At 47.3% G+C, this 24265-nt stretch carries 18 protein-coding genes; 4 read left to right on the top strand and 14 right to left on the bottom strand.

Annotated features, from left to right (window positions below; translation table 11 throughout):
• Positions 1-31: 31 nt before the first annotated feature.
• The 9 genes from ABRS97_RS23615 to ABRS97_RS23575 all read right to left on the bottom strand — a co-directional run bounded on the left by ABRS97_RS23615 (position 32) and on the right by ABRS97_RS23575 (position 13746).
• A complete protein-coding gene (locus ABRS97_RS23615) occupies positions 32-1591 on the bottom strand; it encodes a response regulator (RefSeq protein ID WP_367817923.1) in 1560 nt (519 codons plus the stop codon).
• On the bottom strand, positions 1588-3384 hold the full coding sequence (locus ABRS97_RS23610; protein WP_367817921.1) for a sensor histidine kinase: 1797 nt from the start codon (positions 3382-3384) through the stop codon (positions 1588-1590). Before ABRS97_RS23610 ends, ABRS97_RS23615 begins: the two co-directional genes overlap by 4 nt.
• Before the next feature lie 151 nt (positions 3385-3535).
• Entirely contained in the window at positions 3536-5266 is a 1731-nt protein-coding gene (locus ABRS97_RS23605) for a methyl-accepting chemotaxis protein (protein ID WP_367817919.1), read from the bottom strand.
• Between the two features lie 139 nt (positions 5267-5405).
• Entirely contained in the window at positions 5406-6437 is a 1032-nt protein-coding gene (mglC, locus tag ABRS97_RS23600; protein WP_367817918.1) for a galactose/methyl galactoside ABC transporter permease MglC, read from the bottom strand.
• 19 nt (positions 6438-6456) lie between these two features.
• Positions 6457-7974, bottom strand: coding sequence for a sugar ABC transporter ATP-binding protein (locus ABRS97_RS23595; protein ID WP_367817917.1), 1518 nt, complete (start codon positions 7972-7974; stop codon positions 6457-6459).
• A 147-nt stretch (positions 7975-8121) separates the two neighbouring features.
• Positions 8122-9204, bottom strand: coding sequence for a galactose ABC transporter substrate-binding protein (locus ABRS97_RS23590; RefSeq protein WP_367817916.1), 1083 nt, complete (start codon positions 9202-9204; stop codon positions 8122-8124).
• A 108-nt stretch (positions 9205-9312) separates the two neighbouring features.
• Entirely contained in the window at positions 9313-10293 is a 981-nt protein-coding gene (locus ABRS97_RS23585) for a substrate-binding domain-containing protein (RefSeq protein ID WP_367817915.1), read from the bottom strand.
• Between the two features lie 12 nt (positions 10294-10305).
• Complete coding sequence (locus ABRS97_RS23580) at positions 10306-12033, bottom strand: histidine kinase (protein ID WP_367818012.1); 1728 nt, start codon at positions 12031-12033, stop codon at positions 10306-10308.
• A 57-nt stretch (positions 12034-12090) separates the two neighbouring features.
• Positions 12091-13746: a response regulator gene (locus ABRS97_RS23575; RefSeq protein ID WP_367817913.1), complete on the bottom strand. Its 1656-nt coding sequence runs from the start codon at positions 13744-13746 to the stop codon at positions 12091-12093.
• A 338-nt stretch (positions 13747-14084) separates the two neighbouring features.
• Here ABRS97_RS23575 and ABRS97_RS23570 point away from each other — a divergent pair, with 338 nt between their 5' ends.
• The gene (locus tag ABRS97_RS23570; protein WP_367817911.1) at positions 14085-14255 is read left to right on the top strand and encodes a hypothetical protein; all 171 of its coding nucleotides are present in this window, start codon (positions 14085-14087) and stop codon (positions 14253-14255) included.
• A 108-nt stretch (positions 14256-14363) separates the two neighbouring features.
• Here ABRS97_RS23570 and ABRS97_RS23565 read toward each other — a convergent pair whose 3' ends face one another.
• The 3 genes from ABRS97_RS23565 to ABRS97_RS23555 form a co-directional block, all read right to left on the bottom strand.
• Positions 14364-14627 carry a zinc ribbon domain-containing protein gene (locus tag ABRS97_RS23565; protein ID WP_367817910.1) on the bottom strand — a complete coding sequence of 88 codons (264 nt, stop codon included), beginning with the start codon at positions 14625-14627 and terminating at the stop codon, positions 14364-14366.
• Positions 14628-14661: 34 nt separating this feature from the next.
• Positions 14662-16515, bottom strand: coding sequence for a bifunctional diguanylate cyclase/phosphohydrolase (locus ABRS97_RS23560; RefSeq protein ID WP_367817908.1), 1854 nt, complete (start codon positions 16513-16515; stop codon positions 14662-14664).
• Positions 16516-16773: 258 nt separating this feature from the next.
• Positions 16774-17355 carry a DUF5317 domain-containing protein gene (locus ABRS97_RS23555; RefSeq protein ID WP_367817906.1) on the bottom strand — a complete coding sequence of 194 codons (582 nt, stop codon included), beginning with the start codon at positions 17353-17355 and terminating at the stop codon, positions 16774-16776.
• 273 nt (positions 17356-17628) lie between these two features.
• Here ABRS97_RS23555 and hprK point away from each other — a divergent pair, with 273 nt between their 5' ends.
• From hprK to ABRS97_RS23540, 3 genes are all read left to right on the top strand, one after another.
• Positions 17629-18543 carry an HPr(Ser) kinase/phosphatase gene (gene hprK / locus ABRS97_RS23550; RefSeq protein WP_367817904.1) on the top strand — a complete coding sequence of 305 codons (915 nt, stop codon included), beginning with the start codon at positions 17629-17631 and terminating at the stop codon, positions 18541-18543.
• Positions 18544-18760: 217 nt separating this feature from the next.
• A complete protein-coding gene (locus ABRS97_RS23545) occupies positions 18761-21784 on the top strand; it encodes an EAL domain-containing protein (RefSeq protein WP_367817902.1) in 3024 nt (1007 codons plus the stop codon).
• An 84-nt stretch (positions 21785-21868) separates the two neighbouring features.
• A complete protein-coding gene (locus ABRS97_RS23540) occupies positions 21869-22873 on the top strand; it encodes a hypothetical protein (protein ID WP_367817901.1) in 1005 nt (334 codons plus the stop codon).
• Positions 22874-23059: 186 nt separating this feature from the next.
• Here the strand turns inward: ABRS97_RS23540 and ABRS97_RS23535 are convergent, their stop codons facing one another.
• Positions 23060-23368: a hypothetical protein gene (locus ABRS97_RS23535; RefSeq protein ID WP_367817900.1), complete on the bottom strand. Its 309-nt coding sequence runs from the start codon at positions 23366-23368 to the stop codon at positions 23060-23062.
• 681 nt (positions 23369-24049) lie between these two features.
• Positions 24050-24220, bottom strand: a complete 171-nt coding sequence (locus tag ABRS97_RS23530; RefSeq protein ID WP_367817899.1) for a hypothetical protein — start codon at positions 24218-24220, stop codon at positions 24050-24052.
• Positions 24221-24265 lie beyond the last annotated feature (45 nt).

The raw sequence follows: 24265 nt of genomic DNA, 5'->3' as shown, positions 1-24265 counted from the left end.
GGAGAGGCTTCGGAGCAAGGGGGGACATTTTTCAGTCTTTATTCCCCTGCCGAAACTCGGATGGCGTTTTGCCCGTATACTTTTTGAACTGCTGTGTGAAGTATTTAATGTCTTCATAACCGACACGTCCGGCAATATCACTAACCTTGGTCTGCGAGCCTTGCAAAATATCCATCGCGCGTTTCATTCGTTCCTGCGTAACAAATTCAATATACGTACAGCCTGTCTCGCGCTTGAATACTTCACTGAAATGATTCGGGTTCACATGGACGAATCCCGCTACCTGCTGTAGCGATATCGGTTGATCCAAATTGTCCCGTATGTAGGCGATGGACTTGTGAATATAGGCGTAGCGGCTCTGGCCGAGGCCTTGGTGAAAGCTTGTCATCACCGCGGACAAAGCCTTGAACACATCTTCTTCGGGATGTCTCTCTCCCTCGAAAGCGGGCAACCCGCCAAGAGCCAGCAATTCCTCCTGCGAGGTGCCGGCTCGCTCTAACCAGCGATGACCCGCGATAATCATCGAGTGCAAATACGCCTGCATCGTAGCCGGCGTAGCAGCGGAATCTTCCAACACAGCGCGTACCTTCTGATTGACCCAGTGGCGCAGTTCTGTCATGTTCCCGCTCGTTAAGATGGCCGTAAGCTCCGCTTCCTCTTTCTCTGAGCATACCGCACGGCTGCCGCTGCGATCCCGAATATCATCCTCTGTATAGAGCCCCTGCGTGCCAATTAGCCCTCGATAAGCAAATATTTCTTTCGCCATTAGATAAGATGTCTTTAAGTTCTCGTAGTCATTCGCAATGCTGCCGAGCGCTGCAAAGGCGGAGCATTTAAGCGTGTCTGTCACGCGCTTTAGCGCCCGCTGCAGCCCGGCCTGATCCGTTAAGCCAGCCTCAGCTCGCATGACGAGCAGCAGATGATCCTTGTTCACCAGTGTTACACAGGGCAGAAGCTCGATGAGGATATTCTCGGCGGCTCCAAGCAGAAGCTCGGCGAAAGGCGCTTCCCCCCAGCCTGATGGCATGAGCAGCATGACCTGCATAGAAGCAGGTTGATTCGAATGCGACTGAACATCCACACCCGTTCTGCGAAACCAATCGCGCAACTGCTCTTGCGCCGCTGGATCATCCTGCAAGCCTTTTTGCAGGGCACGATTCAGCAGTTGATTGCGCAGCGCCGCTTGCTGGAGATTGTCCTGTTTGATCGATTCCCATTTATCCATAATGTTCATCTTGGCTTTCATCGCCGCTTTAATAATCTCTTCCGGACGGCTCGTCTTCAGCAAATAATCCGTCACGCCTTCGCGGAGCGCTTGCTGCGCATAGCCGAAATCATCATATCCGGTCAGGATCACGATCTCTGTATCCGGCAGCACCTCCTTTACCTTATGGGCAAGTTCGATGCCATCCATCCCGGACATGCGGATATCCGTAAGAATGATGTGGGGCTTCTCCACAGGAATGCGCTCAAGCGCCTCTTCCGCTGAAGATGCAGGCGGGATTAACTCCAGCCCTAGTTCCTTCCAATCAATCACGGTACACAGCCCCGTGCGGATAATGACCTCGTCATCCACGATCATAATTCTCATATCGCCGTCTCCCTTATGGTCAATGGAATTGCAAATGTAATCCGGGTACCTACCCCCGCTGTGCTCTCAACCTGCAGTCCCGACTGGGCTCCGTAATGCAGAAGAAGCCTACGGTGAACGTTGATAAGCCCATAGCTTGTCACCTTCTTATTCGCTTCCCTGGCCGCTTCACCCAGCATGCCTAATTGCCGGTCGGCCATAGCCAATTGCTGAAGAATATCGCGGAGCCTCGCTTCATCCATTCCGATTCCCGTGTCCTCCACGACGAATTTCATCCGGTCTCCGAGCAGTTCCCCATGGATGTATACATGCCCTTTGGCCTTTTTCTTCGGAATGCCATGAATCAGGCTATTCTCAATGAGAGGTTGAAGCAGCAGCTTCAGCATCGGAATTTGCAGCATGGCCGGATCCATAAAAAACTCGATTTCAAATTGTTCCGGAAAACGGATAGCCTGAATATACGCATAATTTTGCGCATGCGACACTTCCTGCTGAACGCTGCAAAATTCTTCTCCCTTGTTCAGGCTGAATCGCAAGAAATCGCTGAGCGCCCCTACCATTTCAGCAATTTGCCGGTCTTTATTCATCAGCGCAATCCAGTGAATCGAAGATAAAGTATTGTAAAGAAAGTGAGGATTTATTTGCGCCTGCAGCGCTAATATATCGGCTTCCTTTTTCATCGCTTCGTTCATCTGCACCTGGTCTTTCAACCTGCCGATCCGTTCGCTGAGCTTGTTATAACTGTGAACGAGCAGTCCGACTTCGTCGCCGCTTTTCACTTCATAGGTCGGGATCGTATCATCCGGGTTCAAATCTTTGAGGTACTTCGTCAATTTGATAAGCGGCTTCGTCACCCACTGCAGGAAGTAAAGCACCATTCCCGTCGCGATCAGCAGGGCCAGTCCAATGGCGACAGCCGTTACGGTGAGAACATAACCATTTTGTGCCTGATAAATATGAGTCGGAATAAAACCGACCAGCTTCCAATTCAAGCTAGGAATCGCATTATACAAGATTGTATGCATCTGATCCCGATGCGTGAGGCTCATAATGCCGCTGCTCCCTTGCAGCTCGCCCAAACTCGGAAAGATTTCCGCCACAGAGTGCCCAAGCCAAGCCGTTTCCCCGCCGGATATAATATGATTATACTGATCCAGCAGCAGCACGAATCCGCTCTGCTCCCAACCCGCTTCCGTCACATACCGTTCGATCTCCGTTTGATCCATAGAGATCGCCAGCGTGCCGATCGACTTGAAAGAGTTGACATCGCGAATCGGTCGAACAAGCGAAATGACCCGTTTCGGACCATCCGATGTCTGATTCACATAAAGCGGCGACCACCATTTCACGGATGATTTGTAGACGGATTCATTTTGCTGTAGAAGCGGATAAAGGCCTGAGCTAGTAATCGTCGTTGTGTACAAAACAGGGTTTCCGTTCCGCGGCGTAATCGTCATGTTGGAAATATATTTCTTTGCATAAGATAGGTTCCATAGCGTGCCGACGATCTGCGAGTAGCTGTTGACATCCCCTTCTACGCTCGTAAGATAGGTTTGAATATCTTTTTGGCCGATTAGGAAAATCGACATCATTTCCACGTCTTGAATAATAAAATCAAGCTTGTCCGTCATTTGCTTCAGCGTGTTCATCCCCGCCTGCTTCGCCTTTTCCTCTGTAACCGAGGTAGCAATCCGGTAGGAAACGACGCCAGTTGACAACAGGGGCAACACGACTGCGAGTAAAATAAGCAAAGACAGCTTGCGCTTCAGGGATTTGGCAAACCAGCGTCTCATGATGTTACCTTCCTCACTCTTTGAAGTTTTTGTCATAGTACCATAAGCATTCGTTCATACTTATATTTTTTTGGGATGTGTTAAAAAAGCCGACCTCGAAGCTCCCGGTAGGGTTCGAAGTCGGCTTTATTTTATTCGCTATTGCGTGTTTTCACACATGGAATCGGCCGATAAGCACTTTTAAGTTATCCGCCATTGCGTTCAGCAGCGTAGCCGAGGAAACAATTTCCTCCATGCTGGCATACTGGCTTTCCACATTCGATGAGACGACTTTCGTGCCTGAGGCGGTCTGACCGGCTACTTCATCAATGGAACGGATGACATCCACAGCTGAGCGTGTCTTCTCGGCGATAGCTGCCGAGCGCCCGGTTACTTCCTCAATCTGCTGCGCTAATTCGTCCATCGCGCTTTGAATGCGCATGAAGGTATCCCGCGCTTCGCTTACGACTTCAAGGCCCGTTGCCACCTCTCTGCTTCCAGCCTCCGTGGAGTCAATGACCCCCTGCGTTTCGGCCTGAATGCTTTCAACCAGCTCAGCGACCTCGCTCGCCGCAGTCCCGGTTTGCATCGACAGCTTGCGGATTTCATCCGCTACTACGGCAAACCCTTTGCCTGCTCCGCCCGCGCGCGCAGCCTCAATGGAGGCATTGAGCGCAAGCATATTCGTCTGCCTGGCGATATTCGCAATCATGCCGTTCGCCTGAACGATTTGTTCAGACCTCTGGCCCAATCGTTGTACGGATACAGTAAGCTCTTTCATTTTGAGATGGATGGAATTCATCTGTGTAATTGCCGTATCGACTGCATTGTTGCCTGCACCTGCTTCTTGCTGAGCGTGGGAGGATTTATGATTAGCAGCCTGTGTCACACTCGCAATCTGATCGACCGCAGCTGACATTTCTTCCATTATCGAGACGCCTCTATGTACGCTTTGCACTTGCACATCCGTGCCGACCGAAATCTCCTGCACAATGCTCGTAATCCGCTCCGAAGACTCGCTGACTTGCCCTGAATTGTTGCTTAGCGCTTCTGATGCGGCAGCTACTTGGCTTGCGCTGTCGCCGACCTGGCTGATCAAGCTGTGCAGATTCGCTTTCATTTGATTAAAGGCCGTCGCCAGATCTCTGATCTCATCGCGATTCTTTACTTTAATATCGCTCACCGTCAAGTCGCAGGCGGCGATCCGTTCCGCTGCGCGCACCATAGATCGCATAGGAGTTACAATCATGCGCGATAACACGAGACCTATCGCTAAAGCGAAAATAAAAGCTGCAACGCTTACCCAGATCAGGGTGTGAATGGTTGAAGCAACCGCGTCATGATTGCGCACAGAAGCTTCCTCCTGCACCGCCTTCTCCAGCTCTTCGATCTTTTCCGCCGCTTGGGTCAACGTCTCCGTAGTCGGAATCGCCCACTGCGTTGCTTCTGCTTTCGCAAGCGCCACGTTTCCCTTGTCTCCGTAATCAACGACTTTTTTGACAAGTCGTGCAAATGTTTGATTGGAATCCATCATAGATTGGATAGCGCTCTGTTCCTCTTCATTCCCGGAGTGCTTTCCCAGTTCTGCAATCGTCGATGACAAGGCTACATTCATCTCCGTTAAATGTTTCTCCTTGTCCTTCGTTGGGTCCAAAACGTATCCAAACAGCATACTGTTTTGCATTTGTGTTTTTTCTTTAACATCTGAAACTTGTTTAAGAATGGATGCATTGTCGTTAAGCAGCTTAGAATAAGAACCATCCACTTTGTTTAAATAGGTGTACGACATTCCGCTGGTCACGCCAACGAGCAGTGATACAATTACGAACATACCGACAATTTTGGCTCTTAACGAAACCGTTAGCAGTCTCTTCTTCCATCCATTCGATGAATTGGCTGTCATTTTCAGTGCCCCCCTGAGTTATCGGTAATCGTTTTCATCTATTTACGTGATAATGGGCTGTCGTATAATTCGACAGCCCGATTCACCTTTTTTCATCATACCATATGGATTACGATTCTAGGTGTCATTTATTCATTTTTTATTTAGAGTTCATGTATTTACGCATATCGAAGGCTACAGCCGCCACGATGATCAAGCCTTTGATAATCAACTGCCAGTAAGGGCTGATGCCGATAAAGGTCAAACCATAGTTGATTACGCTGAAAATCAATACCCCTGCCAGAACGCCGGGAACTGTACCGATACCGCCTGATGTGGATACGCCGCCGACTACGCAAGCCGCAATCGCATCAAGTTCGTACATGTTACCATAGTTATTCGTTGCACCGCCAGTTCTTGCTGCTTCCAATACCCCAGCCAAACCGTACAGTGCACCGGCAATAGCATAGATGTAGATCAGGTAACGGTTTACGTTAATCCCCGAAACCGTAGCTGCATGAATGTTGCCGCCGATCGCATACATATACTTGCCGAGCTTCGTTTTGTTAAACACAACCCACACAATCAGAGCAACGACAATCGCGAAAATAACAATGTATGGAATGGAATACGTTGCATCTTTCCCGATAAAGCCCGTACCCAGCTTGCTGAAATCAGGTCTCAGACCGCCAATTGGCTGCGACTGATTCGGTTTCATGTCGAAATAAAGCGAGTTAGCTCCGTACACGGCAACCATCGTACCGAGTGTTGCGATAAATGGCGGAACCCGCAGCTTTGCGACGATAATGCCGTTGATCAAACCGATCAAAAGACCAGCAATGATCGCAATCAAGATCGGAACAAACAGCGGCAGAGCAGGTAAATCCGGGAAGAATCTTCTTCCATAATCTTGCGTCTGCAGCATAGAAGCCGAGATGACCGCTGTCAGACCTACAATCCGTCCTGTGGAAAGGTCAGTTCCTCCAGTAATCAGGATGAACGCCGCACCCAGCGCAATGATGACGCGTGTCGATGATTGCAGCAAAATATCGCGTAAAATGTTCACGGACAAGAATCGCGGATCATAAATCGAGATACCGATAACCAGCACGACGAGCACGATGTAAATGGCATATTTAGTAATAAAGCTGCTTATATCTCTTGATTTCAAAGTTTCTGTATTGGTACTCATGGTTTTTGGGCCCCCTCCATTATGCCATATGCTGTGCAGCAAGGCGCATAATCTCTTCTTCTGTTGCTTTATTTCCTTCTACAATACCGGTGAGACGTCCTTCGCACATGACCATGATTCGGTCTGACATACCAAGTAGCTCAGGCATTTCAGAAGAGATCATGATAATACTTTTGCCTTGCTTGGCCAGATCCGCGATGATGGAGTAGATCTCGAATTTCGCTCCTACGTCAATCCCCCGAGTCGGTTCATCCAGCAAGAGCACATCAGGTTCCGTGAGCAGCCATCTGGCAAGCAGCACCTTTTGTTGGTTACCGCCTGAGAGATTTTTGATCAGCGCGTACATGTTCGGCGTTTTCACGCGAAGCATTTCGATGCTTCTCTTTACTTCTTCTCTGCGCTTCGACTCATTGATTAATCCCAGCGGATTCATATATCTGGACAAATTCGCGATCACGGTGTTCTCCAGTACCGAGAGTACCGGGAAAATACCGGTCACGCGGCGCTCTTCCGTAAGCAACGCGATTTTCTGCTTGATCGCATCGATCGGCGATTTTAGCTTCACCCTTTTGCCGTGCATGGAAATCTCGCCCGAAGCAATACTCCGAAGTCCGAACAAAGCTTCCATTAACTCAGTCCGCTGTGCTCCGACAAGACCGCCGATACCAAGGATTTCCCCTTTTCGCAGCTCGAAGGATACATTTTTGAACGATTTCGGGATAACGGAAGTAAGTCCCTCCACTTTCATAAGCACACCGTTTGGCACATTGAAGCGTTCAGGGAAGCGCTCCTTCAGATCACGTCCAACCATCTTCGAGATGATCATGTCCGTCGTAAGCTCTGAGGAAGCCCACGTGCCAATCTTTGTACCGTCGCGCATAATCGTAACTTCATCCGAAATCTCTAGAATTTCTTCCATTTTATGTGAAATATAGATGATCGAAACGCCCCGACTTTTCAGGTCGCGAATGATTCGAAACAACTGCTCGACTTCATTGCCCGTAAGCGATGAAGTTGGCTCATCCATAACAATAACTTTCGAATTGAATGAAACAGCCTTAGCGATTTCTATGGATTGCACTTTGGATACCGATAAGGTTCCAACGAGTGTATCCGGCTTAATGTCCATTTGGAGCTGGTCGAATAAGCTCTCTGTATCTTTACGCATTTTCTTGTGATCCACTAATTTCAAAGGTCCGATCCCTTTGAGCGGAAATCTGCCAAGCCAAATGTTCTCCATTACATTGCGATGCGGTACAGGATGCAGCTCTTGATGGATCATCGAGATGCCGCTTGCCAAAGCATCTTTGGAATTCAGAATGGACGCCGTTTCTCCATTCAGCTTAATTTCTCCGCCATCTGGCTTATAAATGCCGAACAAGCATTTCATCAAGGTCGATTTGCCTGCACCATTCTCTCCCATCAGCGCATGAACGCTTCCTGGACGAACCTTGAGGGTAACGTTATCCAGCGCTTTAACGCCTGGGAATTCTTTGGAGATTTGATTCATTTCCAGTAAATATTCATGTACAGTCATGGTAACTCCCCCTACCAGCTCACAGTAATCCCCACAAAGTGAAGCCATCCTTCGAAGCCGATTCTTTATCGTTGCGAGGGTCTCCAAATAAGGAGGGCAAGGGCGCAACATAAGCATACATTGCTTCCTTGCCCACTGCTATTCGGATTACTTCGCTTCGTTCATGTTCTCTTTAGTAATCTTTTTGTAGGAAATCCAAACGTATTTGCCGTCAGTTACATCATAGCCTGTTGTTTCTTTGCTAGGCGTTTGGCCGTTAGCCAGTGCTGTTGCTACGCTTGTTGTTGCTGCGCCTTGGTTTTTCGCATCGTTCAGTACAGTTCCAAGCAACGTTCCGTCAGACAGAGCTTGCAGAGCAGGAGCTGTTGCGTCAACGCCTACAACCGGTAAGAATTTGTTGTCTTTGAAGTAGCCTTTTGCTTTCAGTGCTTCGATCGCACCAAGTGCCATATCGTCGTTGTTTGCAAGAACCGCTTCAATTTTGCTTTCGCTGGAAGCCAAGAAGGCAGCCATTTTCTCTTGACCTTTAACGCGATCCCACATAGCTGTATCTTCTGCAACTTTTTCTACGCCTAGACCAGCATCTGTGATTGCTTGAATGGAGAACTTCGTGCGAAGCTCAGCATCTTGGTGACCCGGCTCGCCTTTGAGCATGACGTATTGGATTTTACCGTCTTTGTTTTTGTCAGCTTCTGGATGAGCTTTGAAGTAGTCAACCAGCAGTTGGCCTTCCATCGTACCGGATTGCTCTGCTTTAGCGCCTACGTAGTAAACTTTATCCCATTTTTTCATGTCATCAGCCATTGGCTCACGGTTCAAGAATACAACTGGAATGTTAGCTGTTTTAGCTTTGTCGATAATAACGCCTGCCGCTGTACGGTCAACTGCGTTGATCGCCAGAGCGTTTACTTTTTTCGTGATGAAAAGGTCTACTTTATCGTTTTGAGTCGGCTGCGAGTTCTGGCTGTCTACGATATCTACAGTTGCTTTATCTTTAGCAGCATCAGCAATCGCGGCACGAACACCGGACATGAACGTATCGTCAAATTTGTAAATCGCAACACCGATTGTCGGTTTTTTGCCAGCATCCGCTTTCGGAGCTGTTGTTGCTGCTGCAGTTGCGCCGGCAGTTGCTGCTGGAGCTGGTGTTGCTTCCTTTTTCGTGCTAGAACAGCCAACTACGGATGCAACAAGTGCACCTGCTACGGCAATCGTTAGAAGTTTTTTCAAGGTAAGACCCTCCCTAAAAGGTTGTGTTTGTGTTTTACACTTCTTACTATACTGGATCAAATTGTTGAAACAAATGCAAAATCCTCACATGTTCTATCGAAATTCTCATCACTTTATAAACGGAAACAACAGTTTCTGATTATCCGGCCAGAACATGTTATTGAGGTCGATGGCCTTGATCCCGGTGTCCACGCGGCTTGGAATTTTGCTCCCTTTGATGGCCGCTACTGCATTTTTAATGCCCAAATAGCCGATGCTGAAAGGATTTTGGATAACGGTTGCTTGAATGACCCCTTCCTGCAGAAGTTCCAGTTCCTCCGAAGTGCTGTCAAAAGTAATAATCTTCACTTTACCCTGAAGCTCCATTTGCTCAATGGCATCCGCCACGCCAATCGACGAATTTTCATTCAAAGCGACAATACCGTCTATCTCGGGAAAACGCTCGATGATTGAACTGGTTAATTTACCTGCGAGATCGCGATCCGTCAAACTGTACACTTTATCCAGCACTTTCATCTCCGGGTACTTGGATAACTCATCCAGAAGTCCCTGCTCTCTCTGCTCCGTATTCCGCTCCCCTTCTTTGAAACCGACAATAGCGATGCTGCCTTTATTCCCTGCGAGCTGAATTAACTGCTTTCCGGCCAATTGTCCCGCTACATAATTATTTGCGCCGATAAAGCTCTTCGCCTTACTAGTATTCACTTCGGAATCAATCGTAATCACTGGTATGTTTAAATTTGCGGCTTCATCCACAACTTCGCTCAAATCTTTATAATCATTAGCCGCCAGAACGATCGCGTCAGGGTTTAAGGAGATGGATTGTTCCATCAGGGCGATTTGCCCTTTCACATCGGCTTCATCCCCAGGCGCACGGAAGTCCAGCGTTACATCGAATTCCTTGGCTGCGATTTCTGCGCCCATCTTTATCGTCTTCCAGTAATCGCCGTTCTGGCTTCTAAGCACGACTTCCAAGTGCTTCTTCTGTTCCGTCGGCAGCATTTCGCTTTGTCTCGTACAAGAGGACATGGAAACAACAGCTACCGCTACGGCAAAGAGCAGGGGGCCAATCCTGATTGACTTGTCCATGGTTTCACCTCTCTATTCCTCTTCCAGCATCATTGGAATCCATATGTTGACTGTCGTTCCTTCTTCAAGCTCACTTTCAACCGCTATCCCATAACTGTCTCCGAAATAGAGCTGAATCCGCTCATGTACATTTCGCAACCCAACCCCGGAGCCCTTCTCGCTTTTTACTTGGTTAGACAAAATGCCTTTGAGCTTTTCCTCGGATATGCCCACGCCGTTATCGCGAATCTGCAGACAGATCCTTTCGCCTACGATAGCAACGGATATTTGAATAAAGCCCTCATCCGCCATGTATTCGATGCCATGATAGAGCGCATTTTCTACGATGGGCTGAAGAATCAGCTTCAATGTCTTATAGGGCAGCACTTCTTCCTGCGCATGAATGTCATAATCAAACTTCTCTTTATAGCGCATTTTTTGAATGATCAAATAGTTGCGGATATGTTCGAGCTCTTCCTGCACCGTAATAATATTTTTCCCTTTGCTTAAGGAAATCCTGAAAAACTTGGACAAGGAAGTTATCGTCTTGATGACGTCCTCATTTTTGCCGCTGCCGACCATCCGGACGACAGAATTGAGCGTATTATAGAGAAAGTGCGGATTAATCTGCGACTGCAGCACTTCCAGCTCGTTCTTCCGCTTCACTTCCTGCTCATGAATGCTTTGGTCCATCAATTCGCGAACCCTGGAAACCATGAGATTGAATCGCCGCGAAAGCTGTTCGACCTCATCAGCTCCGCGAACATGTATATACGTGTCAAAATGGCCCTTCTCGACCATTTCCATCGACTTCTTAAGCCGCTTGATCGGATTTGAAATACGCGCCGACATAAAAGCGGAAATCAATAAAATAAAGACAAGGACAATGACCAGGAGCCAGATCATAAAGCCACTGATTTCCTTGCGTGTCGTCATCATTTCATCCAGATAGGAGACGCCGATAATTTTCCAGCCGATATTGTTGACCGTCCGCACAACGTTAAGCCGCGATTCTCCATCGCTAATATCCATGTATTTGCCGTAGGAGAACTTAAGCGCCTGCTCCACGTTCTCATATTTCAATCCAATATAAATCAGCTGCTGCTGGGGATGGTACACAATGTTGCCAGCCGAGTCGTCGATAATGTAGACGTAGCCCTTCTTGCCCAGCGAAACCGTCCGGAACACATCATCCAGCGTCTTGAAATTCACATCCACAAGCAGAACCGCGTCTATCCATACGCCGCCCCGTTCGATTCTAACCCCTTTACTCATGGAGACCACCCACTTGTAGGGATCTTTGAACAGATTCTGAATGTGCGGCAGCGAAAAGGTTAAATGATTCGGATTCTCCATCGCCGATTTGAACCAGGACTGCTCGGTCAATCTGGTATTATTGCGCATCTCTGTCGAATGAACGCCGGTCACATGCTGCCCATCCGCCGTGAATAAATCAATAGAAACGATATCCTCCCGCGTGCTTGCAATCGTTTCTAACTGCTCAAGCAGCTTGTCCGAGGGGATGCCGCGGCTCTTCGCAATCTTGGCATCCACGACCTCGAAGGTGTCAGACATGCCCTTGATGTAATTTTCCAGGTTAAACTGTACCTGTTCGATGATTTGCTGCGTATTCAGAAAGGCATTCTCTTCCGCCGTTCTTGAAAATTTGTTATACAGCACCAGCGAAACGATCAGCATAACGGTCACCGTAATAAAAATAAAAGACATTGTAATCGTAAACTGAATGCTCTTGACCCTCATCGTGTCAAGCAGTACGGTATACAATGCCTTAAGTAAGGATTTTATTTTATTCAACCTTTACACCCCTTTGGAACTATTTCTGTACTCTTTAGGGGAAACACCTACATTTTTGCGAAAGGAGAAGGAAAAATAATTCGCATCGGAATAGCCGACCTTCTCCGCGATCTCAAGCGCTTTCATGTCCGTCGAACGCAGCAGCTCTTTAGCCGCTTCCATGCGAATATGGTTTAAGTAATTCACAAACGTCATCTTCGCTTCTTTCTTGAAAATGCTGCTGAAATAACCGGCGCTAATATGCAAATGCCCGCACACCTTGTTAATCGTAATGTCGCCTTCATGAAAATGGCTTTTCGTGTAATCCTTGGCCATGTCCACCAAGTTTTTGTACGTGTACTGACGATCTGTAGCGATATGATTCATCATGCTCACACATAGCTCGACCAGCCAGTGCTTGGCCTCTTCGAGCGAAGTAAATTTATTGATTTCCGTAAAAGGGATGAAATTTTCGCCGAATACCTCGTCGATGTTAAGGTTGGAGTCTTTGGCCGCCTTCAAAATGCAGGTCAAAATTTCAAGCAAATAAATTTGATAATCCTTGACGGAAAAACCAGCCTCTACCCCGTGAAAAAGCTCGTCAATCGTATCCTTGATCTCTTGATTCGTTCCCACCTTAATACAGCGCGTCAGCTCATGTTCTTTGACATCGTCAAAGCGAACTCTCTCTACATTTCTTTTCTCCACATCGTCGATGCAAATCATGCGATTGTTGCCAAGAATTAGCCGGTAATCAAGCGCCAGCACGGCATCTTCGTACGAATAGCTAACCTTCGTCACGTCCTTCATGGTTGTCCCGATGCCTACCGTCACAGAAAATTTGAGATACTTCTCCACATTTTGACGAACTTCTTCCAGCACCTTCATGGTTTGCTGAAGGGCGGCTCCCCGGTCGCTGGTCTCATGAACAGCGAGCACGACCACCTGATCGTTGTGCATGAACACGAGGCCCAAACCGCGTTTTTCGACTATTTCCTCGGAAATATTCAACAGCGCAAAATATTTTAGCGCCTGGTCTTCCGAGTATTTCAACGATACGGACTTCGCCAGCTCGCTCCGGTTCTCGACATCATCCTCATGGATCAGCACGCCATCGATGCTCATTACCGCCACCACGAAGTTACTCCCATCCAGTCGAATGCCGTAGTTTGCTGCTTTTTCGAAGACCTCATCGCGCGGAAGCTTACGGTTCATGAGCGCTGCCAGGAAATTCTCCTTCAGCACAGGCATACTCTTGCGGTAATGCTCCTTCAACAACTGCAAATTATCCCGATGCGCCACTTCCTCTTGAATCTTCTCCTTCACCTTGAGCAGCGTGTCAATCAGCTCTTGCGAGGAAAAAGGCTTCAGCACATACTCGTCGATATGGAGCTTAATGGCCTTCTGGGCATATTCGAACTCGTCATGTCCCGTGAGGATAATGATTTTAATCGTTGGATAGCGTTCCCTGACAAGCTCCGCAAACTCCAGGCCATTCATGAAAGGCATCTGGATGTCGGTTACGACGACGTCAGGCTGCAGCCGCTCCACCATTTCAAGCGCTTCTCTTCCGTTCTCCGCTTTGTCGATGACCTCGAAGCCGATCGATTCCCAGTTCACCTCGCGGACGACGCCTTCCCGCACATCTTCCTCGTCATCCACCAATATCAGCTTATACATGTGTATCCTCCTTAGAAAGAACGCTTCATATGCCCAAGCTTTTTTTACCATAATTGTACTAAGTGCCTTTGCAATTAACAACTAGGCAACTAAAAAAGGATCCGTCCCAGTTGGCAACCGCGAACGCATCCGTTTCTTCTCTATCTGCTTTTGAGTGGGCAAGTCCAAGGTAAAGGTTAATCATTTTACGGATATATCGAAATGGACGATACTGAGCTGGGGCGCTTGCTGGAGACAGCCAAACCTATTCTTCCGAGGAATTTGAAATAAGTGGAACTTATTTTCAAAGTATCGCATATACATAATTGTTTGATTACAAATGATTGAGGTGGTTTGCGATGTTAGCAACAAATGCAGGTTGCGAAAAAGAAGAAGTATTGAACACATTGTGTGAAATGGGCCTGGATCAAATCGCGAAATGGATTCGGGTATTGCCTGAGGACAGGTGGGAAAACATGTTTGTCTCGACATGGCCGACACTTGCGAAAAAATGCGGCGTCATCAGATAGCTGCATCTACATAAACACAAGAAATAGATTGGAAACTAAACGCTCCGCGCGAAACTGGCGCTGGGCGTTCTTTGTCTTTGCGAGCGCAGGGAGACGTTTATTTTACTTTCATTTAGACCATCTTTTGAGCTTGGGAATATTCCTTGTAAAAAGGCCTGTCAGAAATCGCGGAAAACCAAACTCGACCAGTTTTTGCTTTACCGTGATCTTCATTTGATCAACGGTCAGATCCGGCATCGTAAACTCACCATTCTGATAGCAGTGACTGCAATACATGTTGCTTTTGGTTCCATCTTGCTCACTGCCGCCTCCTTGCTCATCACGAGCTAAGGGCATCCCGCAGCTTTGACAATTTTTATAAGCAGTTTCCATCCAGATTCAGTCCTTTTCTGTAATTTGGTTTGGTCTAGATCGCTTCCGTCCCCCCGGGATCTCGCGCCAAACCGGTTCTCATCTTGTACTGAATGTACAGAATGAAAGGTTCAACCAGCTCAGGATCGAATTGCACGCCCGCGAACCGTCTCAATTCTTCAACTGCTTCCTCCAGTGACTTCGTCACCTGATAAGGCCGTTCGGTCGTCATCGCATCAAAAGAATCGATAATGCACAGCATCCGGGCCAGCTTAGGAATTTCATCGCTTTTTAGCCCGTAAGGGTAGCCTTTCCCGTCGAATCGCTCATGATGCAGTTCAACCAGAGGGACCAAATCCTTATATTTGCCGGTTGCGAGTACGATCTCTTTTCCCCACAACACGTGCTTTTTAACCATTTCCCATTCGTCCGTCGTTAACTTCGTCTTCTTGTTGAGAACGTCCCTCGGGATTTCCAGCTTGCCAATATCATGCACAAGCGCGCCTAGAATAAGCAGACGGCGATCATCCTCATGCAACCCAAGCACATCCGCCATGTCGGCCGCATACGAAAAGACACGCTTGGAATGTTTAAACGTGTAAACATCTTTCGATAAAAATATTTTCAGCTGTTGCTCCAAATCGTGAATTTCCTGCTCGATGCTTTGCGGAAGCTGGCTCTGCTCGCCATAGATCGAAACCAAGTTCTTTCCCTTATCCTTGGCTGCAGACAGGGCACGATCTGCCAAATCGACCAACTGCGATTTATAGTAGTTTTCCTTCGTCACTTCATAGATGCCAGCCGAGAACGAAATGCATCCATGCGGGAAAACCTCTACGCCTTCAAACGGCGTATCATTGATCTTCTTCCTCAGCTCATTGAGAAATGCAAAAGCCTTCGCCTTCGAAAACTCCGGCATAATAATCGCGAATTCCTCACCGCCATAGCGCGCTGCGAGAAGTTTCCTTGATTCGCACTCCTCTTTCAGGATTTTGCCGAAAAGACTCAAGAGCTTGTCCCCTTGCGGGTGGCCGAAGGCATCATTATATTTTTTGAAATCGTCCAAATCCAGCAAGGCCAGGGAGAAGGAGCGATCTTTTTCACGATATTGATGTATCTTTTCTTCCAGCTTTTCTTCGAAATAACTATGGTTAAACAGCCCTGTACGGCTGTCCTTATTCGCCTTCTCGCTTACCTCGTTGTACATCAGGAACAGGCGCCGGAATGCATGCGAAAGCAGCATGGCTATCGCCAGAAATAAGAACAATCCAATAAACCGGCTATTTGTAATTAACACAACTAAAACCATAGAAAGTAAAAGTGTACTAAAGTAAGCAAAAAGAGAATCTTTAATAAAGCTTTTAATAATTTCAAATAGTTTTCCTTTATGTAACCAAAAGAAGTATAACCCGATCAAGAGCACATTGATTAAAAAATATACAGCCAAGGCGAACAAATAGGCATACGAATGTTCCGCATCAAATTTCCCGAGTTTCCCGCCCGACAAATAATAAGTCAAACTAGCCCCGGAAATCATTAAGGAATATGCGGCAAAATTAAATATGTGCTTCCACCAAACCGTATTTTTGTTACATAGCAATATAATAAACGAGCTTAACAACAGAACGGCCAGTGCCATGTTTCCGCCAAAGGCAAAAATCGTTGCGAGAAAAACCGATGAATCCATCGATTGATAATTGCCTTCCGGCGGCAGCTGAAAGATGAAGTATTCAAGGATAATGACCGCTGCAACCAAAGAGTAAATCATAACCCAATCAGATAGCGAATAACCGTTGAAAGATAATTTAAAATTCACCGCAAATATGACCGCACCGGTAAATATCACTAGCAATGAGTAGAGTTTGCTAGATTGTCTCAGCTGTGTAGAAACTTTTTGTGCGACCTTCATGAACGCCTACGACCTTTCCACGATAATATCCAGCTAAAAATAGTAAAGAGGAAACAGATATTCTGTTTCCCCTAATACTAACACAAATATAAAGAGAGTTTAATATGATGATTAAGGCCCACCAATTTTGTATCCAGAAGAAAGAGCGATAATAACGGACGCAACGATGATTGCATTAATAATAACGCGGCTGTATTTAATATCTTGTAATTTTTTCATCACGGTCTCTCCTTTCACAAATTATGTAGTATGTAAAACTTACTTTATTTCTACAAGTGCTGCTTGTACTTTGTGTACTAGCAGTGCTTTTTGTAGATAAATGAAAATTCCGAAGTTCATAATCACATCGCCGATGCTGATGGCCTGTCTTCTTGGATAAGGAGCGGACAGCGAAATAATATCGCCAAGAAACGGAAGTCGTGTCGCATCTGTCATCAATATGTGCTTATACACGACAGGATCTTCTTTGAGCATCTTTACATAAATGGGATCCAGTACGGATGCTGCTTCCTCAGATACAGGCATTCGGCCGCCATTCACCAACATGACAAGCGTATTCAGCGCGACACCGGCAAAAATGAACCAGAAGCCTCTTTCATGACGATTCAACCATAACAGATAAAGCCCGACGATATAAGCAACAAGAAATAAATAACCGTTGTTTTGCGCCAGAAAGGGGATGTAATCTTGTAAAAATATGAATCCAAGCTGAACTAGCAGCAAGACCGGGAATATCAATCCGCCTCGGATGCGAAGCTGGGACAGGGCAAGGATGCCATTTTTGAAACCGGCCCGAATGAAGCCAACGATCAAACCTATTAAGATGCCATCATAAACCATGAAATAAGCTCCTTTTGAACCTCTTGTGACCCCCGAAAATTTTTCTGAATTTTCAGAGCAAACCTTATTAAAATTATAGAACTTCCCCTAGTAAGCGTCAATATTTTTGTCCTTTTTATACCATATTTTATAACTAGCTTACATAGGGTGAGAGCATATCTTAGCCCAGTCCGTATTTAGAGCCAGAAATTTCAGTAAAAGCGTTTCCATCGCAGGAATTACGTCGACTTCTGGCGAATCTATGAAACATGTTTGAGCAAGGAGGAACGATGATTGAAACCTATCACTGTTAAAGATCTGGTTGAACGCTTCTCATTGGAAGTGCTTGCCGGACATTCAGAGCTGCATCGCACGATTTCCAAGACTCGGGCGCACCGCCCTGGCCTAGAGTTTGTCGGCTACTTCGAATATTTTCCGCAAGAACATGTCCAACTGCTGGGCAGGAAAGAAATTACGTATTTGCACAAACTAAGCGAGCATGAAAGAAATCTGCATATCGGGAATATTGTCAAGTACCACCCTCCCTGTTTTGTCGTCACACGCAATCAGGAAGGCTTGAAATATTTAACCAAATACTGCGAGGAGGAAAATATCCCTCTTCTTCGCACTCCCGCTTCGACGACGAAATTCCAAGAGCTGGTCGATATGTATTTAAGCAAATCGCTTGCCCAGGAAATAGCCGTGCACGGGGTCTGCGTCAACGTGTCGGGCATCGGCATCCTGTTGCGGGGCAATTCCGGCGTCGGCAAAAGCGAAACCGCTCACACGCTGATCCGTCGGGGGCACCGGCTAGTCGCAGATGACATCGTCGTGCTGAAGAAGATCAGTCCCGAGACGATTCTCGGCACGCACAACGGGAAAACGAAGGAATTCCTTGCGCTGCGCAGCATAGGCCTAATTAATGTGTCGCGCTTGTATGGCCGAAAGGCGTTCCAGGATGAAACCCGCATCGTTCTGGACATCGAACTGACCAAATGGCAGGAGCATGCCTTGAACAACGATTTGGAACTGGAGCCCAAATTCACCGAATACATGGATATTCGGATTCCTCATATCGAAATTCAGCTCCAGCCCGGTCGAGATGTCGCCGGACTTGTCGAAGCCGCGGCCAACAACTGGTATTTGCGCCAGCAAGGTTATAGTGCCGCTGAAGAATTCATGCAGCGTCTACAGAGCGAGACGGACTAAACGCCTTACCAAAAAAAAAGCAGTCCTCCGTTCTGAAGCATATGAACGGGGGACTGTTTTTCTTTTGGTAACCATTAGAATGTATAGAAGGATCTTCAATTAGAGGATTTCACGCGATATTTGTCGAATGTATACTCCGCATTTCTCCTTACTAAAAAATTCCTTTATTTTCAACATCGATTGTTTTCGCATCTTGACCAAAGGCAGGTGATTGCATTTGAAATCGAATACAAAAACCGTCCGAATCGCCGTGTACACCCCCCACATCGATGGTGAATATTTCGGCAAAATTTTAGCTGCGATTTCTAAGGAAATTCAACATAAAAAGGCCCAATTAACCGTTATTCAAACACAGTTGAAGCACCCTTTCGATAAACCGATCGAAACTTCGGTATTTGTCAATCATTGTGATGCATGTATTTTAATCTTGGATGGGGCCAGCGAGTCCACCTTGCATGCTATGGAGCAACTCGGAAAGCCCATTGTTTCCATAGCAAATGCCATATCGAACAGCAACAGCCACTCTGTCGTCGTAGATAACCGGGCAGGCGCCAAAGAAGCCGTTCTGCATTTAATTGATCATGGACATACTGAAATTGCCTTTGTGGGCATGGTCAAACAATATGATCAGATGGAACGGTACGAAGCCTATAAAGAAGCGCTGTCGGAACGGAACCTTGCGTTTCATCCAGACCTGGTTTGCCTTGTGTCCGATAACATGCAGCAAGGCGGCATCGATGGCGTTCAGCTGCTTGCCGAGCGGAGGCAGAGCTTTACAGCAGCGGTTGCGGCTACAGACCGCAATGCAATCGGATTCATCTCCGCATGGCGGGAGCGGAATCCCCATGCCGCCAAGGACATAGCCGTTGTCGGCTTCGATGATATCGAGCAAGCCTCCTACGATGATATTGCTCTTACAACGGTCAAACAATCGCATACTGACCTCGCGATAGCCGCTTGTTCGACATTGTTTGACATGCTGGAGGGCAGAATGCCCAAGGAGCCTCGCACGCTGGTTCCAACCCAGCTCATAATACGAGCTTCCTGCGGGTGTACGCAGCCGGTGAGAGCGCTAAACGAAAGTCTTCTCCGCAGCCAACAAATCGCGGAAGAACTCAGCGCCTCCCTCCGCAAGATGGAGTTCAGCAACTACGAGCTGATCCAGGGTTTGATACGCGTAACATCGGATGAAGAGATCGAATTATCCAACCTGTTTGTGAACTCCTCCCATTGGGGGTATCTGGCCCTGTGGGATCATGCTCTGGCCGCCGATCGGAAGCTGGTCATCGATCGCGTTTTTAGCAAAAAAGGCGATCCCGTCCCCCTTATTGGGGAGCGGATGGCTGCCGAAGACTTCCCCTCAGTTGCAAATCTTCCCGCTTCCATAAGTTCAGGAAGCTCTGATCTCGTCTACGTCCATCCGATTCTGAGCGAGAAGCATGATTGGGGCTATCTGGTACTGGTTGGCCCGCTTGAAACGCTGCACTATTTATTCGTGAATCAAGTGGGCCGGCATACCTATATGATCCTTGCAGCTGCCCTGGAAAGAGAGTCGCTCCTTCAACGAATACGAACGATCGCGGAGCGCTTGCAAATCGTATCAGAGACGACGAATGACGGGATTTGGGATTGGAATCTTGTTAAAAATACCATTGAATACAACATCAGCACCTATAAAATTTTAGGAAGCATTGCCGAAGGCTTAACGGAGGATCCTCAAACTCTAGTAGACATCATTCATCCGGATGATCTTGTGACGTTCCGGGCCGTACTTTACGGGCATTTGAGAGAAGGAACGCCTTATCAGGCCGAATTCCGAATTCGCAAGGACGAGAATACGTATCTGTGGCTGTATTCCACAGGCGATGCGATTCGCGACCATACCGGCACTCCCCTCCGGATGATCGGATCGATCTCTGATATTACGAAAAAGAAGGAAGATGAGGCGCGGATCGTCAGGCTTGCTTATCATGACACGCTTACAGGATTACCGAACCGCCGGCTTTTCATGGAACGCCTGGAAGCCAGCATGAAGCAGTGCGACCTGAACGGAAGCAAGCTTGCCGTTATCCTGATCGACTTGGATCGCTTCAAATTCATTAACGACACCCTCGGCCATCAAGCCGGCGACAAATTGCTTCAGCATATCGCTGAAGTACTGTCGAGCAGCATCCGCCCTGGCGATACTATCGCTAGATTAGGCGGCGACGAGTTCATTATTCTTCTATCCGCTATCAAGGATAATGATGAACTTGAACACATGGTCGCCACCTTGATCGAGAATATCAGCGCACCTCTCATTCTGGAAGGGCAACCGACCGTCACTTCTGCGAGTTTAGGCGCATGCGTGTACCCAGATCAAGGGATCGATTCCGAATCCCTGATCAAATACGCGGATATGGCCATGTATAAAGCCAAGGAAAATGGCCGTAATCAAATGTTTCATTATACGCAGGAGCTGAGCTCCAAGGTGAAGCGCCATTTCAATTTGAGCATGAATTTGCGCCGAGCCATTGAAAATGATGAATTCATTTTGCATTATCAGCCGCAAATCGATTTACGCTGTGGTACCATCATTGGCATTGAAGCGCTTTTACGCTGGAATTCGCCGGAGCACGGGCTCATTTATCCAGCGGATTTCATCCCTTTTGCCGAGGAAACCGGATTGATCATCCCCATTAGCAACTGGGTGCTGAGAGCAGCTTGCTTGCAGTTGAACGCGTGGCAAGCCAAAGGATTGCCTACTTTATCCATGTCCATTAATATTTCTGCACAGCACTTCCGTCTAGCAACCTTCTCCGATTGGATTAAATCCGTGCTGGAGGAGACGGGAACGGACCCGAACCTGCTATGCCTTGAATTAACCGAGACTACCGCCGTACAAGACATTGAACACAGCGTGCAGATGCTTAAAGAAGTCGTCAGTCTCGGACTGTATATCGCCATTGATGATTTCGGAACAGGCCATTCCTCACTACTATTGCTGAAGAGACTTCCCATTCATATGGTGAAAATCGATAAATCCTTTATCCAGGATATCGCGTCAGAACAAAGTGATGCTTCTATTGTCAAAGCGGTCATCGCCATGTCGCATAGCCTAGGCCTGTCTGTCATCGCTGAAGGCGTGGAAGGCGGCGAGCAACTGGAGCTTTTGAAACTGCTTGATTGTGATTACGTGCAGGGCTACTATACCGGGAAGCCCATGCAGGCTGATCAATTCGAGTCATATTTGAATTACTGAAATTTCTTTTAACCTTGATTTTCCGTTCCAGACCGTCATAAAACGCCCACATCTGCCGAAAGTTGTTGGTGGAGGTGCATCACCATGAACAAGAAATTACGGATCATAATTCTCGCACTTACAGTGGCAGCTCTATTGTTTGGCGGATGGACAGCCTTTGCAGCGACCACATCCAACCCACCGATCTCGGTATCCGTTCAAGGTACACTCAAAGCAATTGCCGCTGACGGCACTCAAGTGACTGTAACGACAAACGGGAGCGATCAAACGATTCCGCTAGCCAAATCAGTTTGGGTGTATCGGAATGAACAAAAAGCGCTGCTGCCTGACTTGAAGCCTGGCGATACAGTGGAATTGATTCTCAACAATAAGCAGCAAGCGGCTTATGTCAAGGCTTCAACTGGAGAGATAGCGAACTCGGAGCCTGCTTCGTCAACAGCGGCGGCATCACCAGTTCCTTCGCCTACACCCGCTTCTACAGAAGCAAGCGAGCCTCAAGCAAGTACGCAAGCTACTATATCGCCATCACCATCTGCGAGTGCCGTTCCTCCCTCATCATCCCAGCAAGTGAAGGAAGTTTATCCAGGGTTGGATGGCATGGACCTGAAGATCGATGGCAAGCACTTTAAACTGCATATGCAGCAAGTCCCCGGCAATAGTGGCATGAACTATGACTTGAACATCAAGCCCGAAGGAGCTGGCATGGTTCATTTGAAAGGTGATGAAGCTGCGGCATGGATCAAAGAGCTGCTCTCTTCGGTTAATCTGAAGTCCTCGGACGCAGAACAGCAGCTGCTTAAAGAACTTGCCGAGCATTACCAGCTCGATGCGAAAAAGCTGAATATCCAGATGAAAGCGTCTTGGAAACAAGGCGAGAATTCGAAGCAAGAGAAGGGTCAGGGGCGAGGTCAAGATCAAGATCAGGATCAAAATCAAGACCAGGGTCAAGACCACAACCAAAACCAGGGCCAAACCAATACCGATAAAGAAGAACACACTAATAGTGCTAAAAAGGGCGATAAGCTAGAGAAGAGCGAAAGCCATAAAAAGAACGAGAAGCAACAACATCGGGACAAACACGATGATTGAATGAACGTAGTAAACTGAGCAGCAAAAAGTGCAACGGTAGCCTAGGACTGGGAAACAAAGTCTTAGACTGCCGTTGTTTTGTTGAATAGACATTGGCTTCTTCAATGATGAGTTCAAGGAGTCGCTTTGCAACACCCTTTTCTATTCTGTTGTTCACTGGTCTTCCTCATACGAGTATTGAATAAATTACCCTTCCAATACATCCGCTCCTAATTCGCTTGCAACCTCAATCATCTTGGGGATCACTGCTTCATTGGTGCCGGATACGTAAATATCTCCCTGATAATGCCGGAATGGGATCTTTATATTGTCGCAGCTCCACATGAAAAAATCTCCCTCAATGGACATGCTGGTAGAGCCTGTCACTGTGAAAACCGATGTATAGGAAAAATCAGGTTTGGATGTAAAATACGTTTTGCACTCTTCCAAAGATATTGTTTTCACCGAATGATCATTTTCCTGTAATGCTCTTGTAATTCGATAGCGTTGACTCATTGAGATTCCTCCATCATCGTACAGTTTCGATTGAACCCTATTTGACCATTCTATCATATGCATTCTTAGTTGCGCTCTACGGCCTCTATGGAGAATCGCTTCCCCCCATACCCATTCCTGTGCTACTCTGTGCTGCCTTCCACTTCTCTTTTCCCGAACGTGTCTTCCATCCGGTATTCCTATCTATAAACACCCCTGCAAGAGTAAGATTCCGGGTTCATTTCGCCTCCGCAAGCTTCACAAGAAAACCGAGGAGTTACTGCCGGACCGCCTATTCCCCATGCACAGCGTTATCGACGGAACTACGATGCCTTATTCCACGGTAACGTCCCTTTTCTCCCCCTGAAGCGGAACTAGGGTGCGTTAAATGAGCGAAAACGTGCCTGAAACCCGGCATTTCCTGCTCATAACGCACGGTAGTTCCGCGAAATGTCCCTACAACCGAAAATACCCACTCATAACGCACCCACGTTCCGCTCACCCGTGCAATCAGACGATCTATCGCAGACCAAGGCGGTATGGGGCAATCCAAACCGCTATGCCACTTCCGGATCTTCCACGTCCATCCTGTCAAATACGCGTACCACGATGCGTGCGGAACCTCTCCGCTCTGCGCACTCGATTTAACCATTTTTATTTGCTCAAAAAAAAGCCGCTTTAAAAGCAGCTCCCAGAAAAGTTTCAATTCCAGCCTTTCGCGGTAACCGGCTTCTTTTTGCTCAGTAACCTGCCAAAAAAACTCAATTCTTTTTTCCGTTTCAGCGTACGTTTAACACCTTCAATCAGTAGTCTTGATCTCAATTCGTCGCGACGGTTGAGCGTATGCAGCCTCTCTATGAACTGCTTGTCCATGTAGACCAATCCTCCCAAGTGTCTGTAAAAGAGAAACAGGAATCA

The sequence above is a fragment of the Paenibacillus tabacirhizosphaerae genome (assembly GCF_040812395.1).
Taxonomy (GTDB): domain Bacteria; phylum Bacillota; class Bacilli; order Paenibacillales; family NBRC-103111; genus Paenibacillus_E.
Note: the sequence above shows the minus strand (reverse complement) of the source record. Positions and strands in the feature narration are given on the sequence as shown.

Excerpts from the sequence above, each read along its gene's own strand:
- ABRS97_RS23615 (WP_367817923.1), bottom strand. The coding sequence starts at position 1,591 with ATGAGAATTATGATCGTGGATGACGAGGTCATTATCCGCACGGGGCTG.
- ABRS97_RS23610 (WP_367817921.1), bottom strand. The coding sequence starts at position 3,384 with ATGAGACGCTGGTTTGCCAAATCCCTGAAGCGCAAGCTGTCTTTGCTT.
- ABRS97_RS23605 (WP_367817919.1), bottom strand. The coding sequence starts at position 5,266 with ATGACAGCCAATTCATCGAATGGATGGAAGAAGAGACTGCTAACGGTT.
- mglC (WP_367817918.1), bottom strand. The coding sequence starts at position 6,437 with ATGAGTACCAATACAGAAACTTTGAAATCAAGAGATATAAGCAGCTTT.
- ABRS97_RS23595 (WP_367817917.1), bottom strand. The coding sequence starts at position 7,974 with ATGACTGTACATGAATATTTACTGGAAATGAATCAAATCTCCAAAGAA.
- ABRS97_RS23585 (WP_367817915.1), bottom strand. The coding sequence starts at position 10,293 with ATGGACAAGTCAATCAGGATTGGCCCCCTGCTCTTTGCCGTAGCGGTA.
- ABRS97_RS23580 (WP_367818012.1), bottom strand. The coding sequence starts at position 12,033 with ATGAGGGTCAAGAGCATTCAGTTTACGATTACAATGTCTTTTATTTTT.
- ABRS97_RS23575 (WP_367817913.1), bottom strand. The coding sequence starts at position 13,746 with ATGTATAAGCTGATATTGGTGGATGACGAGGAAGATGTGCGGGAAGGC.
- ABRS97_RS23570 (WP_367817911.1), top strand. The coding sequence starts at position 14,085 with ATGTTAGCAACAAATGCAGGTTGCGAAAAAGAAGAAGTATTGAACACA.
- ABRS97_RS23565 (WP_367817910.1), bottom strand. The coding sequence starts at position 14,627 with ATGGAAACTGCTTATAAAAATTGTCAAAGCTGCGGGATGCCCTTAGCT.
- ABRS97_RS23560 (WP_367817908.1), bottom strand. The coding sequence starts at position 16,515 with ATGAAGGTCGCACAAAAAGTTTCTACACAGCTGAGACAATCTAGCAAA.
- ABRS97_RS23555 (WP_367817906.1), bottom strand. The coding sequence starts at position 17,355 with ATGGTTTATGATGGCATCTTAATAGGTTTGATCGTTGGCTTCATTCGG.
- ABRS97_RS23540 (WP_367817901.1), top strand. The coding sequence starts at position 21,869 with ATGAACAAGAAATTACGGATCATAATTCTCGCACTTACAGTGGCAGCT.
- ABRS97_RS23535 (WP_367817900.1), bottom strand. The coding sequence starts at position 23,368 with ATGAGTCAACGCTATCGAATTACAAGAGCATTACAGGAAAATGATCAT.
- ABRS97_RS23530 (WP_367817899.1), bottom strand. The coding sequence starts at position 24,220 with ATGGACAAGCAGTTCATAGAGAGGCTGCATACGCTCAACCGTCGCGAC.